Source organism: Exiguobacterium sp. s121, assembly GCF_018617245.1.
In the GTDB taxonomy this organism is placed as follows: domain Bacteria; phylum Bacillota; class Bacilli; order Exiguobacteriales; family Exiguobacteriaceae; genus Exiguobacterium; species Exiguobacterium profundum.
Map to the genome: position 1 here is coordinate 135,181 of NZ_JACSJV010000001.1, position 17,284 is coordinate 152,464.

At 49.2% G+C, this 17,284-nt stretch carries 18 protein-coding genes and 2 riboswitches; of the genes, 9 read left to right on the forward strand and 9 right to left on the reverse strand.

Annotation, left to right across the window (positions count from 1 at the left end; genetic code table 11):
- Positions 1–11: 11 nt before the first annotated feature.
- Genes KOG47_RS00815 through KOG47_RS00825 form a run of 3 tightly spaced genes read right to left on the reverse strand, consistent with a single transcriptional unit; the run spans position 12 to position 2,427 of the window.
- Positions 12–629 carry a methylthioribulose 1-phosphate dehydratase gene (locus KOG47_RS00815; RefSeq protein ID WP_074035559.1) on the reverse strand — a complete coding sequence of 206 codons (618 nt, stop codon included), beginning with the start codon at positions 627–629 and terminating at the stop codon, positions 12–14.
- Positions 626–1,276 (reverse strand): 2-hydroxy-3-keto-5-methylthiopentenyl-1-phosphate phosphatase, encoded by a 651-nt coding sequence (locus KOG47_RS00820; RefSeq protein WP_214690396.1) that lies wholly within the window; start codon positions 1,274–1,276, stop codon positions 626–628. Before KOG47_RS00820 ends, KOG47_RS00815 begins: the two co-directional genes overlap by 4 nt.
- Entirely contained in the window at positions 1,273–2,427 is a 1,155-nt protein-coding gene (locus KOG47_RS00825; RefSeq protein WP_215243603.1) for a 2,3-diketo-5-methylthiopentyl-1-phosphate enolase, read from the reverse strand. Before KOG47_RS00825 ends, KOG47_RS00820 begins: the two co-directional genes overlap by 4 nt.
- Before the next feature lie 72 nt (positions 2,428–2,499).
- Positions 2,500–2,601: riboswitch (SAM riboswitch) on the reverse strand.
- Positions 2,602–2,806: 205 nt separating this feature from the next.
- A riboswitch (SAM riboswitch) is annotated at positions 2,807–2,909 on the forward strand.
- Between the two features lie 82 nt (positions 2,910–2,991).
- On the opposite strand from KOG47_RS00825, the gene mtnK reads away from it, so the two are divergent.
- Genes mtnK through KOG47_RS00850 form a run of 5 tightly spaced genes read left to right on the forward strand, consistent with a single transcriptional unit; the run spans position 2,992 to position 8,622 of the window.
- Positions 2,992–4,143 (forward strand): S-methyl-5-thioribose kinase, encoded by a 1,152-nt coding sequence (mtnK, locus tag KOG47_RS00830; RefSeq protein ID WP_159563039.1) that lies wholly within the window; start codon positions 2,992–2,994, stop codon positions 4,141–4,143.
- Complete coding sequence (mtnA, locus tag KOG47_RS00835) at positions 4,140–5,174, forward strand: S-methyl-5-thioribose-1-phosphate isomerase (protein ID WP_012727480.1); 1,035 nt, start codon at positions 4,140–4,142, stop codon at positions 5,172–5,174. The genes mtnK and mtnA overlap by 4 nt, the downstream gene beginning before the upstream one ends.
- Complete coding sequence (locus KOG47_RS00840; RefSeq protein WP_159563037.1) at positions 5,167–6,246, forward strand: sugar ABC transporter substrate-binding protein; 1,080 nt, start codon at positions 5,167–5,169, stop codon at positions 6,244–6,246. Before mtnA ends, KOG47_RS00840 begins: the two co-directional genes overlap by 8 nt.
- Positions 6,246–7,619 (forward strand): sugar ABC transporter ATP-binding protein, encoded by a 1,374-nt coding sequence (locus tag KOG47_RS00845; RefSeq protein ID WP_215243604.1) that lies wholly within the window; start codon positions 6,246–6,248, stop codon positions 7,617–7,619. Before KOG47_RS00840 ends, KOG47_RS00845 begins: the two co-directional genes overlap by 1 nt.
- A 1-nt stretch (position 7,620) precedes the next feature.
- Positions 7,621–8,622 carry an ABC transporter permease gene (locus tag KOG47_RS00850; protein WP_012727477.1) on the forward strand — a complete coding sequence of 334 codons (1,002 nt, stop codon included), beginning with the start codon at positions 7,621–7,623 and terminating at the stop codon, positions 8,620–8,622.
- A 14-nt stretch (positions 8,623–8,636) separates the two neighbouring features.
- Here the strand turns inward: KOG47_RS00850 and KOG47_RS00855 are convergent, their stop codons facing one another.
- Positions 8,637–9,119 (reverse strand): GNAT family N-acetyltransferase, encoded by a 483-nt coding sequence (locus tag KOG47_RS00855; protein ID WP_215243605.1) that lies wholly within the window; start codon positions 9,117–9,119, stop codon positions 8,637–8,639.
- Positions 9,120–9,194: 75 nt separating this feature from the next.
- Here KOG47_RS00855 and KOG47_RS00860 point away from each other — a divergent pair, with 75 nt between their 5' ends.
- A complete protein-coding gene (locus KOG47_RS00860) occupies positions 9,195–9,575 on the forward strand; it encodes a VOC family protein (protein ID WP_159563035.1) in 381 nt (126 codons plus the stop codon).
- Between the two features lie 28 nt (positions 9,576–9,603).
- On the opposite strand, the gene KOG47_RS00865 is transcribed toward KOG47_RS00860, so the two are convergent.
- A complete protein-coding gene (locus KOG47_RS00865) occupies positions 9,604–9,912 on the reverse strand; it encodes a winged helix-turn-helix transcriptional regulator (RefSeq protein ID WP_078147739.1) in 309 nt (102 codons plus the stop codon).
- A 118-nt stretch (positions 9,913–10,030) separates the two neighbouring features.
- On the opposite strand from KOG47_RS00865, the gene KOG47_RS00870 reads away from it, so the two are divergent.
- The 3 genes from KOG47_RS00870 to KOG47_RS00880 are packed head-to-tail and all read left to right on the forward strand — an operon-like array spanning position 10,031 to position 12,619.
- On the forward strand, positions 10,031–10,522 hold the full coding sequence (locus tag KOG47_RS00870) for a lactoylglutathione lyase family protein (RefSeq protein WP_074035577.1): 492 nt from the start codon (positions 10,031–10,033) through the stop codon (positions 10,520–10,522).
- Positions 10,523–10,524: 2 nt separating this feature from the next.
- A complete protein-coding gene (locus KOG47_RS00875; protein ID WP_215243606.1) occupies positions 10,525–11,505 on the forward strand; it encodes a zinc-binding dehydrogenase in 981 nt (326 codons plus the stop codon).
- A gap of 55 nt (positions 11,506–11,560) precedes the next feature.
- Entirely contained in the window at positions 11,561–12,619 is a 1,059-nt protein-coding gene (locus tag KOG47_RS00880) for a threonine aldolase family protein (RefSeq protein WP_215243607.1), read from the forward strand.
- Between the two features lie 43 nt (positions 12,620–12,662).
- On the opposite strand, the gene KOG47_RS00885 is transcribed toward KOG47_RS00880, so the two are convergent.
- The 4 genes from KOG47_RS00885 to KOG47_RS00900 all read right to left on the reverse strand — a co-directional run bounded on the left by KOG47_RS00885 (position 12,663) and on the right by KOG47_RS00900 (position 17,158).
- Positions 12,663–13,163: an SRPBCC family protein gene (locus tag KOG47_RS00885; RefSeq protein ID WP_215243608.1), complete on the reverse strand. Its 501-nt coding sequence runs from the start codon at positions 13,161–13,163 to the stop codon at positions 12,663–12,665.
- A complete protein-coding gene (locus tag KOG47_RS00890) occupies positions 13,160–13,492 on the reverse strand; it encodes an ArsR/SmtB family transcription factor (RefSeq protein WP_031422096.1) in 333 nt (110 codons plus the stop codon). Before KOG47_RS00890 ends, KOG47_RS00885 begins: the two co-directional genes overlap by 4 nt.
- Positions 13,493–13,554: 62 nt before the next feature.
- Positions 13,555–15,846, reverse strand: a complete 2,292-nt coding sequence (gene gshAB / locus KOG47_RS00895; RefSeq protein ID WP_215243609.1) for a bifunctional glutamate--cysteine ligase GshA/glutathione synthetase GshB — start codon at positions 15,844–15,846, stop codon at positions 13,555–13,557.
- Positions 15,830–17,158, reverse strand: a complete 1,329-nt coding sequence (locus KOG47_RS00900) for an MATE family efflux transporter (protein ID WP_215243610.1) — start codon at positions 17,156–17,158, stop codon at positions 15,830–15,832. The genes gshAB and KOG47_RS00900 overlap by 17 nt, the downstream gene beginning before the upstream one ends.
- Between the last annotated feature and the right edge of the window lie 126 nt (positions 17,159–17,284).

Here is a 17,284-nt window from a genome sequence, read left to right on the forward strand (position 1 = left end):
TGAATTCCTCCTTATGAATGAACGCCTAAGGCGCGTAATTTTAATGAATAGCTGAACAAAAATTCATATGCTTCTAAATAACGTTTTGCCGCAGCTGGCGTCTCGCCCCAAACGGTGATTCCATGGTTCCGAATGAGGACGGCACCTGCATCGCTTGTGACGTGTGTGGCGAAAGCGCGAGCGAGCATCGGGATATCCGCGTGGTTCTCGATAATCGGGATTCGTACACTGGCCGTCTCTTCCCAATAACCGAGCGCTTTGATGATTTCTTGACCTGTGAACGTAACATGACCTTTTGCAGCATACAGTTCCGAGATGACGTTATTGTCGACCGTATGCACGTGAAGCGAACATGTTGCGTTCGTATTGTTGAAGATATCGACATGTAACAACGTCTCAGCCGACGGTTTGCCTGTCTGCTCTCCAATCAATTGACCGGTCGCATCAACGAGGACGAAATCTTCATCGGTGCGCTTTCGTTTATCACGACCGCTTGCCGTCACAAGGAATGTCAATGGGTCATCTGATACGCGGATCGCCAGGTTCCCGCTCGTTCCGGGGAACCAGTCTCGTGCGGCGAGCTCGTCTTTAATGTCGGCAAGTTCTCCCCACCGTTCTTGCACAGTCATACGTTCACTCCTTTCATATGAGCTGAGATATCGTAGAATGTCTCGAACGGAATATGTCGAATTCCTTCCGCCTCACATAGCGAAATCAATTGCCCCCGTGCATACACGACGTCGGCACGTTTGGCGATTTCAAAGTCGGTGACGGAGTCCCCGATGACAATCAACGTGTCGGTAGGTGAGACAATCTGTCGGGCAATCGTCGGCTTGCAGCATCCACAATCGTTCGAACAATGGACATCGCATGTATGAGGCCAGGTGACGTGTGCCGTCTCTCCAGAGAAATCAACATGATTGCAGTAGATGTGTTCCGGTTCGACGTAACCTTCTAGAATCGGATGGACGAAAAAGTCCATTCCGCCACTGACGACATCAAATCGAAAGCCGCATGACTGTGTCTCCTGTAAAAACTCGATAAACCCTGGTCGAAACGTTATGGTCGACTGAAGAAATTCACGGTACTTCAATTCCTGTTCACTCGGGAGCAAGCTGAACATCTGACCGACGCCTTCGCGAATGGAAAGCGTTTGGTTCAACACACCATCTTTAAGTTCGACCCATTCAGGTGGGGCGAAGCGTCGCATCAATGCGATGATGTTATCTTCTTCCGTGATGGTCCCGTCGAAATCACAGATGACGTGCGTACTCATCGTGCACCCCACGCATCTAAAGCAGTCGATAACGCATCGGTCTCGCTCGTCTTACCAATTGCTTGATCGATCGCTTGGCGGAACGCTCTCGCTCCGTCAGCCGCACCGTCTGGATGTCCGTGAATCCCACCACCCGCATTGATGACGACATCTGATCCGAAGTCACGAATCAAATCTGGTACGAGTCCAGGATGGATACCGGCAGACGGGACCGTCAGAATCGGTTTCGTCCAATGAGGTTCTGTCGCGTACGTCTGAATCTGTTGTGCCTCGTCTTTCGGTGTCGACAGTGAACCGTATGGCGACGGGAAGAGTGTCAAGTCTGCCCCGGCCAAGCGAATCAGTTTCCCGAACAGTAGGGAATGACGAACCGATCCGGTCAACGCTCCGGCAAAAGCGGGATGTGCCAAAATCGGGACATGAATCTCAGGATCTTTAGCGAGCTCGCGCAATGCGTCGAGCCCATACGTATATACGTTGAATAAGAGTGCGGTCGCGCCTGCCTCAATCAATCGCTTCGCCTGGTCGCGTAAGGTGAAAACGGGTCCGCTCAACGTGACGGCGTATAGAACGGAGCGACCGGTCGTTTCTTTATGCTCCCGGATGACCGATGCCCCGATCCGTGCCCGTTCGAGCGACGGGGTGAGCGGATTGTCATATAGAATTTCATCGTCTTTGACGAGGTCGATGCTGCCTGCGAACTGGTCCCGGAGTTGTGTCGCCAAAAAATCAAGGTCTCGTCCGATGACGCCTTTGAAGATGCTCATCGCGAGCGGGCGGTCGTGTACACGAAGGATGTCCCGGACCCCTTCAACTCCGAATGCGGCACCCGGAAAGTCCGGTGCGAGTTCCTCTGGAAGCGAGAGGTCGACAAGTTGAACGCCTGGGTCGAGGGAGAGCTTACCGAATGTCGTCGTCAGAATGGACGAAAAGTCCGGTGTCACGTTATGTAGCGGGTAGCGAATCGAGAAGCGACTTGTCGTTTCTTGTTGGGACGTGGCGATGACCTCACCTCGGAACGCTTGCAGTTGATATTGTTCGAGATGGTTCAACTCGGTCCATGTCCCGACGGTCAGCTCATGTGCGATTTTCTCAGCTACACGCTCGACGTGATCGGTATGTTTGATTTCATAAGTAGCGATGATTCCCATAAGTTCCTCCTTTCAGGTCAAACAAAAAATGACCTCATGCCAAGGCAAGAGGTCATTCAAAAAAACAATGAACTCTTATCTCTCAGCGTTAGCTGCAAGAATTAGCACCGTGCCATTTCTGGTCGGTTGCTGCGACATCATCGGGCTTGTCCCTCCGTCTGCTCTTGATAAGAATAGTTGTGAAGTTGTGAAATTTAATTGAATTTTTACATAGAATCGCTCACTCGTCAATTCCTTTTTTTGAGAAAAAAAGTTTAAAAATAATGTTTCTATATATGCGTGTCGAAAATAAGTGGGCGACTGAAAATAGAGGATTGACAACTAGCATGCCTAGTCCGTAATATTCGTCTCAACACGTCAAACACAATTACATCATTTACTCTTATCGCGAGTTGGCAGAGGGAATTGGCCCTAAGACGCCGCAGCAACCGACCATTTGGCACGGTGCTACATCCACCAGACACATGTCTGAAAGATGAGAGGAACAACCAATTTGGGTGTGCCTCTTTCTCGCGGAGAAAGGGGCTTTTTTCATGCATAGATCCAAGAAAGGGGAAAACCATCATGGCTTATGAGGCGTTTACAGAACAGAGTGTCGTCGACCACGTTCGACAGTTAGGGTTACTAGAAGAGGGGATTGCAGAATGCGAGGAGATCGGGGATGGAAATTTAAATCTCGTCTTTCGCATTCGTCAAGGAGAGACGTCATTGATTGTGAAACAAGCGTTACCGTATGCAAAAGTCGTGGGGGAGAGCTGGCCGCTCACGCTTGATCGGTCTTGGATTGAACAGCTGGCTCTTCGTGAATTTTCAAAAGTCGTGCCTCAGTTCGTCCCGAGTGTCCTCGGGAGTGACCGTGAACTCGCCTATACGATTTTAGAAGATTTATCATCGTTCGAAATCGTCCGCACCGGCTTCCTAAAAGGAGAGAGCTACCCGAACTTAGCCCGCCACGTCGGTACGTTCCTCGGGGAAACGTTGTTTGCGACGTCTGACTACGCGAACGGACCACTCGTGAAGAAACAAATCGAAAAAGAGTATTACAATCCAGAACTATGCGATATCACGGAGAAACTGATCTTCACCGACCCGTATCGCGACGCAGAATCGAATCAAATCGAGCCAGTCCTTCGTCCGGATGTGGAGCAACTCTGGTCAGACCTCGCTTTGAAAATTGAAGTGACCAAATTGAAGGTTGGGTTCGTGACGAAGCACGAAGCGCTACTGCACGGGGATTTACATACAGGAAGCATTTTTGCGACCCGTCAAGAAACAAAAATCATCGATCCCGAATTTGCGTTTTACGGTCCGTTCGGCTTTGACATTGGTCAAATCATTGCTCATCTGGTGTTCTCAACGTATGCGCATCCGTTGAAACGATTCGAACGCTTCACAGAAGTACTCACCGTCTGGGAGACGTTCGAGAAAACGTTCCGTACCCGCTTTACACAGGCCGCAGAGCCGTTCAACACAGTAGGATTCGTGGACGAACTGTTGCCATCCATTTTGAGTGACGCCATCGGCTACGCAGGCTGCGAATTGATTCGGCGGACTGTCGGTCTGGCTGGAGTCGCCGACTTAGAGACATTACCAGACGACCTTCGCATCGAACGGAAACGCCACGCCTTAGAGCTCGGTACGCGTCTCATCAAACAGCGCCATCAAATTCAATCCATCGATCAATTGATTCCAGTCTTGTCGGAGGTGCGCGTATGAGTGTGCAAAGTATTCATTTCGATGCCGACACGGAAGTGTTGACGATTTTAGATCAGACGCTGTTGCCGCAAGAAGAGCGCTATGTCGAAGTGTTGACGCTTGAACAGGCCGAGCAGGCAATCAAGTCGCTTCAAGTTCGCGGTGCACCGGCCATCGCTTATTTCGGAGCGTTTGTCCTTGCGAAAGAAGCGTCACGTCTGCAAGACAATCCATATTTTCATCTCCAATTGAATCAAGTCGGTCAACGGTTGATTGCGACAAGACCGACCGCGGTCAACTTACAGCATGTCATCGAATCACTCCTTCGATTGAATGTGGGGGAGGACTTTGAACAGATTGCAAAAGCAATCAAGCAGCGTGCGATTGAAATCTTTGAACAAGACGTGGCTACGTATCGCACGATTGGGGAACATGCGCTCACCGTGTTACCCGCTGGTGGCAACGTATTGACGATTTGTAACGCCGGTGCCATCGCGACGTCACGATACGGTACCGCGCTCGCGCCGTTCTATGTCGGGAAAGAGCGTGGCATCCCGTTTCGGGTGTTCGCGTCCGAAACGCGACCGCTGCTTCAAGGAGCACGACTGACCGTATGGGAGCTCGACCGGGCAGATATCGATGTCACACTGATTACAGATAACATGGCGGCCTGGACCATCCAGACGAAACAAATCGATGCTATCATCGTCGGGGCGGACCGCATCACCCGTACCGGTCATACAGCGAATAAAATCGGAACACTTCAGCTTGCGATTTTGGCGAAGCATTACGGCATCCCATTCTATGTGGCTGCTCCGCATTCGACATTCGATTTAGAGGCAGATGACACGATTCAAATCGAAGAACGGGACGCGCATGAAGTGACCCATATCGGGGGACATCCGACGGCACTCGTAGGCATCACCGTCTTCAATCCGGCGTTTGATGTGACACCACCCGAACTGATTACCGGTCTAATTACAGAGACAGGTGTGCTCGAACCGACTGAGTCGGTCATTGTAGAACATGTAGGAGGAAACACATATGTCTAAAAAAATCATCTTCTTCCTGTTGACCGTCATCCTGGCACTTGCCGGATGCACGAATGAACAGGCTCAACCGAAAACGACTACGACAACAAGTAAAACGGAAGCGAAAACCGTCAACGTCTCAAATGAAACGCTTCCGAAAAATCTAGAAGTCGCCCTCGTTATGCAGATGTCGATCGGGACGTTCTCTTCGCAGTATATCGAAGGGGTGACCGAGCAAGTCGAAGCGTTCGGTGGCAACGTGAAAGTGTATAATGCCGAAAATGATTTGTCGAAAATGGCGAGTTATGTCGATACGGCGACGACGCAAGGAGTCGATGTGATTTTGATTGACCACGGACGTGCCGATGCCTTGAAAGAACCGGTTCAACGGGCGCTCGACAAAGGCATCAAAGTCGTTGCATTCGATAACGATTTGACGAACGAAGGCGTGACGGTCATCGACCAAGATGATTATTCACTAGCATGGCGCTCGCTAAAAGCACTCGCGGAAGATTTGGACGGGGAAGGGAACATCGTCACGATTTGGGTCGGTGGATTCACCCCGATGGAACGTCGACATACGATTTATGACGCGTTCTTAAAACGCTATCCCGGCATCCAGGAAGTCGCAAAGTTCGGTTCGGCGACGAACAACACGGCGCTCGATACGCAAAGCCAGATGGAGGCGATTTTGAAGAAGTACCCGGAAGGCGAAATTGATGCGGTGTTTGCGATGTGGGATGAGTTCGCAAAAGGGGCGAGCCGTGCCATCAAACAGGCAGGACGTGACGAGATTGCCGTCTATGGAATTGATTTGAGTGACGAAGATTTACAACTTATGCAAGAAGAGGGAAGTCCGTGGAAAGTGACAGCTGCCACAGATCCAGCCGAAATCGGTCGCATTCAAGTCCGTTACGCTTATCAAAAAGTAGTCGGGGACGAAACGCCTTCAATTCATTCGGTCGACCCATATCTAGTGGATCGTGATGTCTTGCCGGACGAGGCTGTCACGATGGATGACCTTGGACAGTACGTTCCGGGTTGGGGCGAATCAAATGCGGCATGGTCGGATTGGATGAAGGAGACGGACTGATGATTCACTTGGAACGAATCACGAAACAGTACGGTGACGTCACGGTGCTTGATCAACTGTCATTCAGTTTGAAGCCTGGAGACATTCATGGTCTCCTCGGTTTGAACGGGGCCGGTAAGAGTACCCTCATCAAACTGCTAAACGGAACGGTCGAACCGACGTCCGGCGAATTGTCCATTGATGGAAAACCAATCTGGCTCACACCAGCGGAAGCGATTCGTCATGGCATCATCACGGTATCGCAAGAAGTCGATGATGCGCTCTATTTGGACTTGCCTGTGTATGAGAATGTCCTTCCATGGCAGACGGTGAAATGGATTCGCCCGCAACGTTTGAAAGAGCGAGCGCAACGCGTGTTGTCCCGAGTCGGTTTAGAGGTCGATCCAACGATTCCAGCCGGTCAATACCCGCTCAGCGTGAAGCAGCGCCTTCTCATCGCCCGAGCACTCGAGAGCGATGCCAAGTATTTACTCCTCGACGAACCGACCGCTGCCTTATCAGAAACGGAGGCCGACGCCTTACTGGAATTGTTACAGAAGCTTGCGACAGAAGGAGTCGGAATTGTATTGGTCACGCATCGTTCAAACGAGCTCACACGGGTCACGTCGACCTCTACGTTTCTTCGAGACGGACGTGTTGTGTACGATGGACCGTACCAATCGCTCTCCTCGGAAGCGGTGCAGACATTTTTGAGTGGGACGACATTTGATGCAGTGTTAGAAAAGGCAGTGCCTGAAAATGAGATTTTCTTGTCTGCGCAGTTGCCCCTTCCAGTCTTCCAATCTGACATTTCGATTGAAGCGTATCGCGGGGAAGTGCTCGGGATTGGTGGATTGACGGGAAGTGGGAAGACGGAACTGATGGAAGCATTGTTCGGTCTTTCTGGAATTCGTCAATCCATCACAATCGAGGGGAAAGAGCACGTGATCAAAGAACCAGCAGACGCCGTACGTTTAGGGTTTGCACTCGTTCCAGAGGAGAGACGTCGTCATGGATTATTTTTAGACGAGACGATTGAACGGAACGTGATTGCTGTCGCAGGAAAGACCGATGATGTCTCGGACGTATTGAAATCGCTTCGCGTCCGCTATGCGAACGTGAGACAACCGGTAAGTGAGCTGAGTGGCGGAAATCAGCAGAAGGTCGTCTTCAGCAAATGGTTGCTCGATAAACGAGACATCTATCTGCTCGACGAACCGACAAAAGGAATCGATATCGCAGCGAAACAAGACGTGTATGAACGCGTCATTGCACTCGCGAAACAAGGGAAGACCGTATTGTTCACGTCAAGTGAGCGACATGAACTTGAACGGGTCGCCAATCGGATTGTTTGGCTCGACCGTGGACAAATTGTAGAGAAAGGAGGCGTGTAAGATGGCACAATTGGTGGTCAAGGAACGAAAACGAATCAGCGGTCATATCGGTCAGTATGGGACGTTACTCGCAATCCTTGGTTTGATTGCGGTCTTTACCGTGACGAACGATCAATTTCTGACGTATGCAAATTTTAGTGACATTATCAAATCGGTTTCAATCGTGTCGTTACTTGCCCTTGGCGTCACATTCTCGCTCATCGTAGGAGGATTTGACTTATCAGTCGGATCAACGGCGAGTCTTGCGACAATCGGGGCGGCAGCAAGCCTCGTCCTTCATCGACAAGAGCTACTCGTCGCTCTGCTGATCCCACTTGCACTCGGGATTCTCGTCGGGCTGTTAAATGCGCTCGTCACAATCAAGTTTCGGTTGCCGGATTTACTAGCGACACTCGCCATCATGTACGTCATTAACGGGATTCAATTGACGTATACGAAAGGATTCTCGATTTATGACAACATGCCGATTGAAGGGGGGACGGCGCCAGGACGTTTCATCCCGTCGTTTCTATTCATCGGTCAAGGGACAATCGGTCCGATTCCGTTCGTCGCCCTACTCATGCTGGTATTCTTTATCGGAGCGCATCTGTTCTTGACTTATACGCGGACTGGGCGTGAGTTTTATTACGTCGGATCGAACGCCGAAGCGGCCCGTCGTTCTGGGATTGCCGTGAATCGCATTAAACTTTATGCCTACGTGCTCAGTGGGTTGTTTGCGGCCATCGGTGGGATCATTCTTGCATCTCGGATTGGGACTGGTCAGGTCTCGGCTGGGGCACCCCTCTTGATGGATGCCGTCGCGGCTGCTTACATTGGTTATGCTGTCTTCGGAACAGGGCGTCCGAACGTCATCGGAACATTGATTGGAGCTATTTTGATTGGGATTCTTCTAAACGGACTGACGATGTGGGATGTCCCGTATTATGCGCAAGACATCGTCAAAGGGACGATTCTCATCGGAGCGCTCGGTCTCTCATATATTCAAAAGAAGCAGCGGACATAACGAAACCCCGGACATCAGTTGTTCGGGGTTTTGCTGAGTTCATGTGTCATCGAAAGAAAAGGATACACTCCACCGTTCGTCTCCTGCATAAATATTTCCTGTGGGGTGAAACCGAGCGATTCATATAAACGGATCGCTCGCTTGTTGAACGTGGCGACAGTAAGACACACATTGCAAGTCCCATATGTCGCATCAATCCAATTTAAAATCGATGTTAGAAATCGATATCCATTGCCGTTGCCCGTCAAATCAGGGCGCATGCCAAGACCGATGGTAACAGTTCCTGGTGATTCGAATTGTAACGTGACAAAGCCAATCATCTCATTCGTTTCAAGGACGGCGAACGTCGTATCGCCCCGTTCATCTGCATCTAAAAATGAGGTGAGGTCTTCCTCGTCGGCGTCCATATTGTAAAACGCGTAGTCGCCTTCATAACGCCACTCAAAGGCGATACGTTCGGCTTGCTCTTGGGTGAGTGGTTGAAACGTATAATTCATTGAAATTCCTCGTCTCTGATGGAAGTGGTCGTGCTACACTCAAATCGTATCATGAAAATAAAGGGAGGGGACAAGATGGCAGTCAAGTTGGATATGATCGGCATCGTCGTGAAGGATATGAAGCGCTCACTCGATTTTTATCGTGCGCTCGGGTTTGAGATTCCGGAAGCGATGAATGGAGAAGCGCATGTGGAAATCGATGAGGGGGGCGTGCGTCTCGCGTTCGATACGGTGGAAGTGGCCGAATCGGTGTACGGGGAATGGAAACAGGCAGAAGGACATCGGATTGAGCTTGCCTTCTTATGTGAAAGTCGAGAGTCGCTGAATACTTTGTATGATTCAGTCCTTGAACAAGGTTATGCGTCACACAAAGCACCGTGGGATGCGTTCTGGGGTCAACGTTACGCCATCCTGTACGATGCGGATGGGAATTTGATTAGTCTGTTCGCCTCATAAAAATAATCCCGGGCCATGTGGCTCGGGATTATTTTTTGTCGTGGCACTCTCCCCATGAACAAAGGGCATTCATGGCGGGTTGCAGTCCGAGGGCGTCTTCGGTCAATGAATATTCGACGTGCAGGTGCTTCTCGGTCGAGTAGTCGACACGGCGAACCATGCCGAGCTGCTCGAGCTCGCGCAATTGGTCGGTCAACACTTTTCGGCTGACGTCCGGAATCGCTCGTTGAATATCAGAAAAACGAAGCGGTCCATCTTGAAGCGTGCAGTACACTTGGGGGCGCCATTTGCCGCCGATAATCTCAAGTGCGCGGTTGACGGGGAACGATGTGGTCATGTTCAAGGAACCTCACTTTCGGGTAGTTACTTCAATGTGCGTACTTTTTTTCTTGCTTCAATGACAGTATCTTATCGTTATCCGCTAAATTGAGCAAACAAAAAGGAGTAGATGAAACATGACATATCCAAGAACGTTTTCACACATCGGTCTTTCTGTACCGAGCGTCGCTGAGGCCGTAAAATTTTATGAGGACGTGATGGGGTGGTATACGATTATGACACCATCAGACGTTGTCGAGGATGATTCGCCAATCGGTGTGATGTGTACCGACGTCTTCGGACCGGGCTGGGGCAAATTCCGAATCGCTCATATGTCAACGGGAGACGGAATCGGGATTGAGTTGTTCGAATTCCCGAACAACGAAACACCAGAAGACAACTTCGAGTTTTGGAAGACAGGGATCTTCCACTACTGTGTACAAGACCCTGACATCGAAGGGCTCGTCGAGAAGATTGTCGCTCACGGCGGGAGACAACGGATGCCGATTCGTGAATACTACCCAGGTGAAAAACCGTACCGCATGGTGTACTGCGAAGATCCATTCGGCAACCTCGTTGAAATTTATTCACACTCATACGAACTCACGTATTCGGAAGGAGCTTACTAAACATGAAAGCATGGCTACTCGATCAACCTGGTCTTGATCATCTGCATATTGGAGAAATCGACCGACCGACACCAGGAGCGGGAGAACTGTTGATTCGTGTCGAAGCGATCGCCTTGAATCCGGTCGATTATAAAGTCGGATCAAACGGAAACCCGAATTGGTCATATCCACACATTCTCGGTGTCGACCTCGTCGGAGAAGTCGTTGAGGTCGGTTCGAGTATCGCCAACATCATTACGGGTTCGCGTGTGGCTGTTCATACGGATCTTTCGAAATATGGGGGATTCGCCGAGTATACGGTCGTCGATGCCCGGGCGTGTGCGGTCGTTCCGCAAGGTGTAAGCGATGAGGCAGCGGCTTCTATCCTGTGTGCGGGGATGACAGCATATGAAGCGGTCATGCAGAAGCTGAACACGCGAGATAAGGAGACGATTCTCGTACACGCAGGAGCGGGCGGTGTCGGTGGATTTGCGATTCAGCTCGCAAAACGGCTCGGTCTGAAGGTATTCACGACGGCATCTCCTGAGAACGTTGAGTGGGTAGAATCACTCGGGGCGGACGTGGTGATTGATTATAACGTCGAGGACGTGACGGCACGGATCATGGAAGAAACAGATGGACGTGGTGTCGACCTGATTTTGAATACAGTCGGACGAGACGTTGCGACAGCAGACCTAGATCGTCTCGCATTCAGCGGACACCTCGCCTACATCGCCGGGCCACCAGACATGACGAACATGAAAGGCTTCACGTTATCTCCTTCGATTCACGAAGTGGCACTCGGGGCGGCGCATGCGAGCGAGGACGAACATGCGATTCGCAACTTGGCGTATATGGCCGAAGAGATGATGAACTTGCTCGATGCAGGTGAACTGAACGATCTCGTCACAGAAGTGTTGTCGTTCGACCAATTGAAAGAAGGTCTCGAAAAACTACAAACGCGAAAAGTGCGCGGTAAACTCATCGTCCGCATTCGCGACTGAAGAGAGGACTCCCTGTTATACTGACAGGGAGCTTATTTGTCGAGGAGGGGAAAGAATGGAGCGATTGGCAGACACGTATCGTCAGACGAACGTTCAATTGAGCGGTCACGGCAAACGGGAAGCCGGGGTATTGAAACGCGCATTTGAGCATGTGCGTGAAGATGAGCCGAGTGATCAGTATGGACAGGGGAAAACGATTCGACAGTTCGAAGAGAAGATGGCACAGGTTCTTGGGAAAGAGTCGGCAGTTTTCTTTCCAAGCGGTACGATGGCACAGCAGATTGCGCTACGCATTTGGTGTGATGAGACAGGGAAGAAAAAGGTCGCATATCACCCGCTGTGCCACCTTGAAATTCATGAGCAGGATGGTTTAAAAGAGTTGCATCACATCGAACCGATTTTAGTGGGGGACGAAAACCGATTGATGACGCTCGAAGAGATACAAGCGTTACCGGACATCGCGTGTCTGTTGCTCGAACTGCCACAACGAGAAATCGGCGGGGAATTGCCGACGTTCGAGGAACTTGTGGCAATTCATGAACACTGTCGTGAGAAAGCGATTCATCTACATCTGGATGGTGCACGACTGTTCGAATCGCTTCCGTATTATGAAAAAGAGGCATCTGAGATTTGTGCGCTCTTTGATAGCGTATACGTCTCGTTTTATAAAGGAATCGGTGGCATTGCCGGTGCCATCCTTGCTGGACCGAAGGCATTTTGTGACACGTCGAAAGTATGGAAGCGACGCTACGGTGGTGACTTAATCAGCTTATATCCATACATCCTGTCTGCGGATTATTATTATGAGCTACGAAAAGACAAGATGGCCGAGTATCGAAACGAGGCCGTCCGCTTGGCAGCGCGCTTCAATGAACTCGATGGCGTGTGGACGACTCCACGCATCCCGGTCACGAATATGTTCCATCTTCATTTTCAAGGGGAGAAGGAAGAAATTGGTGAGAAAATTGCGCGCATCCAAGAAGAAACAGGAGTAGGCATTACGGGGTATCTTGTTGAAAAAGACGGACACTGTTCAACCGAAGTAAGCATCGGAGATACGTTTGAACGGATTACGCGAGAACAGCTTGATGGATTGTTTCGGCAGTTCAGATGAATCAAAACATGCACCATTCCTTTTCGGGAACGGTGCATGTTTTTTACTGGCTTACAATCGCTTCGAGACGATCGAGTTGGGAATTGAACCCTTCGACAGCGCCCATTTCGACGACTTGTTGGAGAGCCTCTTCATTCGGGAATTCGGAGCGACTAATGAATAACGTGCCTTCCGATGTATCGAGAAATTCATTTGTGATCGTCATGACAGGCAAGTCCGGATTGACGTGTCCGTCCGCATCCGAGAATGCATCCGTATAGACGATTCGGGAGTATGGATCGACGTCGATAAAGGTTGATTTGCCCCATGATTCCATACCATAAAAGTCACCTTGTTCTTTGTCGACACAAGTCATGCAATAATGCCAAATCCCCCCCGGTTTGAAGTCGAAGCTGTATACTTTCGTCTCCCATCCGGACGGTCCCCACCATTTCTCTAAATGTGCAGGTGTCGAGAATGCTTCAAATACAAGTTGGCGTGGTGCCTTGAACAGACGTTCCATAATCAATGTCGTGCCCTCTACATGTGATTTGACCGTACTCATGATCCATTCTCCTCTCGCTGTGACTCCGCTAAAAACGTCTCCAATCGATCGAGTCGCTCTGTTTCCCGAGCCATATACGTCCGCCAAGCATCTAACGGTTCGAGTGCTTGAGACTTGAGTGCATAACGTCTTCGATTGGCATCAATGGTTACTGTGACGAGACCTGCATCATACAGAATTCGCAAGTGCTTCGATGTCTGCGGTTGACTGATTCCAAGCTGATTTGCCATCATTACGACCGTCCACTCTTGTTTCCGTAACAATTCGATCATCCGCAACCGGTTCGGGTCGGCTAACGCTTGAAACAAAGAAGCCAATCTCTCTTCCATTTTTCGTCACCGTCCTCTTATTTTGAATATTCCCAATTAGGAATATTCCGAAACAGGAATACTCAATATTTAAACAATAAATCAAGTAGCATCTCACCAATCGGTCGTTCTTTTCCTTCATAAGGAAAAGCGTGGATATGGATGGCGGGATTAAAATTCAATTCGATGATACCGTATTCGATTTGCGCATCATCGAGAGAGGGAATCATCATATCGACACCACAGATGGTTGCCCCGACTGACTTAGCGGCATCGACAGCAATACGCTTATAGATGTCAGAAATTTGATCCGTATAGTCGATACTATCTCCGCCGGTACTGATATTAGAGTTTTCGCGTAAGAAGACACGCTCATCGAGAGCGGGAATACTATCGGGGGTCTTGCCTTGAGCACGTAAAAATGAGATGACGACCTCGTCGATTTCGATTTTCTCGAGCGGTGTCTTGTATCCTTTTCCGCGTAACGGGTCTTCATTTTTTGTCGCAACGAGTTGACGGATCGAAGAGGTGCCATCTCCAGTGACGTTCGCCGGGACACGATGGAGGATGCCCGCGACATCATCCCCGATGACGAGGAAGCGATATTCTTTTCCGGGTAAGAATGTCTCAAGTAAAACGACATCATCAAACGTTTTCGCATACTGAAATGCAGACAGTGCTTCCTCATACGTCGCTCCGTCTTTAAAAATGTGAATACCGACTCCGAAGTTTGTAGACTTCGGCTTTAAGACGATGGGTTGTTTTGAAAATGAATGCCATGCCTGAGATAAATCCGATTCCTCTTGAAGTTCTACCCCTTCAGGGACACGAATGCCATGCTCTGCGAGTACAAACTTTGTCACCGTTTTATTCTCCATCATTAAAACGGAAACATAATTGTCTTTTGATGTTTTCGTTGCCTGTTTGACGTATTCTTCGTGTTTGCCGTTTCGAATCCGAATGAACTGGTCAGAACGATCGATGACATCGACACGATAACCACGTTTAATTGCGGATTTCATTAAGATTTGAGTAGACAGTTCCAGGTCGGCATAACCGTGAATGCGAAAACGATTTGCATAGGCGTCCTCATAAAAGTGTTCTGCTTGGGCGAGGGACCATGCGTGATAACCTGTCTCGATCATAATCGTCTTTAATCGGGAAGCATACGTCCTGTCCACGTGATCAATTTTTTCGCGTACAGCGGGAAAGACATCTTCGAAGCCGAGGTCATAGTGTGTGTTGAACGAATCGATGGCGTCGAGAAGTTCTGTCGCGTACGTGTGTAAAGGGATGGCGTAACCATCTCGAGTCAATATGCTTGCGGGAGACATGCCTTCTTTGGCGACACGTTGTTGATTATTGTACGCTTCAGCTTGCCAATCGACATGAGATGTCTCCTCAGTAAAGGTCAAGTACAACAAAAACAGATGAAGGAACCGTAAATCTGAACGAGCAATTCCGGTCTTTTCAAACGGATTCAAATCGATATTGCGAATTTCAATGTAATCGATACCGTGTGCCTCGAGTTGATTTAAGTCGTTACCACCTTTCGATGTTTTCAATCGGATGGGGGAGTAGAGTTCGTTCGGATTGGCAATCTCGCCTTTGGCAATGAACCATCTTACATCATCTATATAACTAGAGAGTGTCGCATAATTTGGATAAAGTGGTTCAACATTCGTGTACCCACAGTCGCTATTCCGATATGACAATGCTTGTTTATTTGAAAAAGTGTCTACATGAAGCGCTTGCATCTGGCTGACACATCGTTCTTCATAACTCGCATGTACGGCGGGGGTAGCACCGAGCAAATAGACGATGAGCCAACGCATTCGTAAATATTGACGAACTAACTTCAAATATAGGTGATCTTTGAAGTGTCGATATTGTTCAGGGGATCCTTCGTATAATGCGGATAACATCTCATCGGAAAATGAAAAGTTGAAATGGATTCCAGAAATGAGTTGTTTTTTCGCACCATATTTTTGGAGCAGATGCTCACGATAACGGCTAGCCTCTAGTCCGGACACACCAAAATCAGCGAGTGGAATCGTACCACCTTCCGGCAAGGCACATGGCATCGATTGCGGCCAAAGGCGTTCATCGCCTATGTTTAGCGCCGTGATGTCGTATAGCGTTTCTAAAAAATGATGTGCCGCCTCAATCGTCGGAAACGTCGGGGTGACGAGCTCAATTTGACTTTCAGAAAAGTCGGTCGTGATATATGGATGTGTCGCTTTATGACCGAGTGCTTTTGGATGCTTCGTAACAGCTAGTGTGCCTTCTGACGTGACTCGTAACATTTCTCGCTCGATGGCAAATTTTCCACTTGTGATGAGATGGTGGGGTAGTTGATTAAACTGCTTCTGCAAGGGAAATCACTTCCTTTTTCGTTAGTCGGACAAAGAGGGCAGAGACAAGCCCTTTTGTGATACTTGAAATGGCGATACTCCACCAGATGGCATCGATTCCGAGATAAGGCTCAAGAAAAAATGCGAGCGGGATACGGGCCACTGTGAAAATAATCGAGATGGTCGCGGGGATTTTCGGTAATCCGAGTCCTGAGAAGTAACCGTTTCCGATCATTTCAATCGATGAGAAGACGAGCGAAATGCCGATAATTCGCAAGTAGCTCGCCCCAATTTCGATGGTTCGAACGTCATCGACGAATAGACCAATGAGTAAATCTGGGACGAATAAAAAGAACAACATAATGAATCCTGTGTAAATCATCCCGAGTCGGGTCGTTACCCGGTAACCTTCATAAACACGATCTACTTTTCGTGCCCCGAGGTTTTGACCGGTATAGCTAGCCATTGCTCCGTTCAAGCCACCAATCATCATGTAGGCAATCGATTCGATTTGAAGTCCGATGCGCTGTGCCGCAATCGCTTCCGTCCCGTATGAGCCAATCATGCGGGCAAGAAAAATACTGATTACCGTGAACAAAATCCGTTGGGTTGCCATCGGAAAACCAAGACGGATGATTTCTTTATAGTCAGCTCGAGTCGGCTGAACGACTTCATCCCAATTGAATAATGTACGAGCGCGGTGCCGAAACAATCCGAACATCATGACGTTGGCGACAAGTGTTGCAAGAGCAGCCCCGATCACACCGAGTTGGAATGGATAAATGAAAATCGGGGAGAGAATCATATTGAGGATGACACCTGTCGCATTGATTCGCATCGCTGTTGTCGTATTGCCATATGCACTGAATAGACGAGCAAACAGCAAATTAAAGAAAGAAAAGATGAGCATCGGCGCGCTGACGAACAAATATTCATACGCAAGCTGCTCCACAGCGGGGGCACCCATATTCAAAAAGCCGATGAGGGTATGACCGAACATAATTAGTAGTGAGGCGTACGAAAGACCGAGTGTTAGATTCAGACGCCTGCCGGCCCGGACATAGCGCTGAACCGAATTGAGGTCACGTCTCCCAACAGCTTGTGATACTTTGATGCCGGCGCCAACGACAATCAACGATTGAATCGCCTGTCCGAGCATGATATAAAAACTAGCTGCACCGATACTTGCCACAGCATCGCTCCCGAGCGCACCGACCCAAAACATGTCGACGAGACTATACGTAAACTGTAATAACGAGCTACCGACGAGCGGAAGGGCAAGAGCCAGAATGACGCGTTGCACGTTTCCGATCGTCAAATCGACGGTTTTCACAAAGCAAGACTCCTTACATTCTTTATATAACCATTTAGTTATATATAAGCATGGTGTAATAGAATTGGCAATCATGATAGCCGAATCGATGAAAAATGGACACAAAAAAAAGGAATTCGTGATGAA

Coding starts and splice junctions, on each gene's coding strand:
- KOG47_RS00815 (WP_074035559.1), bottom strand. CDS start 629: ATGACTGTGCAAGAACGGTGGGGAGAACTTGCCGACATTAAAGACGAG.
- KOG47_RS00820 (WP_214690396.1), bottom strand. CDS start 1,276: ATGAGTACGCACGTCATCTGTGATTTCGACGGGACCATCACGGAAGAA.
- KOG47_RS00825 (WP_215243603.1), bottom strand. CDS start 2,427: ATGGGAATCATCGCTACTTATGAAATCAAACATACCGATCACGTCGAG.
- mtnK (WP_159563039.1), top strand. CDS start 2,992: ATGGCTTATGAGGCGTTTACAGAACAGAGTGTCGTCGACCACGTTCGA.
- mtnA (WP_012727480.1), top strand. CDS start 4,140: ATGAGTGTGCAAAGTATTCATTTCGATGCCGACACGGAAGTGTTGACG.
- KOG47_RS00840 (WP_159563037.1), top strand. CDS start 5,167: ATGTCTAAAAAAATCATCTTCTTCCTGTTGACCGTCATCCTGGCACTT.
- KOG47_RS00845 (WP_215243604.1), top strand. CDS start 6,246: ATGATTCACTTGGAACGAATCACGAAACAGTACGGTGACGTCACGGTG.
- KOG47_RS00850 (WP_012727477.1), top strand. CDS start 7,621: ATGGCACAATTGGTGGTCAAGGAACGAAAACGAATCAGCGGTCATATC.
- KOG47_RS00855 (WP_215243605.1), bottom strand. CDS start 9,119: ATGAATTATACGTTTCAACCACTCACCCAAGAGCAAGCCGAACGTATC.
- KOG47_RS00860 (WP_159563035.1), top strand. CDS start 9,195: ATGGCAGTCAAGTTGGATATGATCGGCATCGTCGTGAAGGATATGAAG.
- KOG47_RS00865 (WP_078147739.1), bottom strand. CDS start 9,912: ATGACCACATCGTTCCCCGTCAACCGCGCACTTGAGATTATCGGCGGC.
- KOG47_RS00870 (WP_074035577.1), top strand. CDS start 10,031: ATGACATATCCAAGAACGTTTTCACACATCGGTCTTTCTGTACCGAGC.
- KOG47_RS00875 (WP_215243606.1), top strand. CDS start 10,525: ATGAAAGCATGGCTACTCGATCAACCTGGTCTTGATCATCTGCATATT.
- KOG47_RS00880 (WP_215243607.1), top strand. CDS start 11,561: ATGGAGCGATTGGCAGACACGTATCGTCAGACGAACGTTCAATTGAGC.
- KOG47_RS00885 (WP_215243608.1), bottom strand. CDS start 13,163: ATGAGTACGGTCAAATCACATGTAGAGGGCACGACATTGATTATGGAA.
- KOG47_RS00890 (WP_031422096.1), bottom strand. CDS start 13,492: ATGGAAGAGAGATTGGCTTCTTTGTTTCAAGCGTTAGCCGACCCGAAC.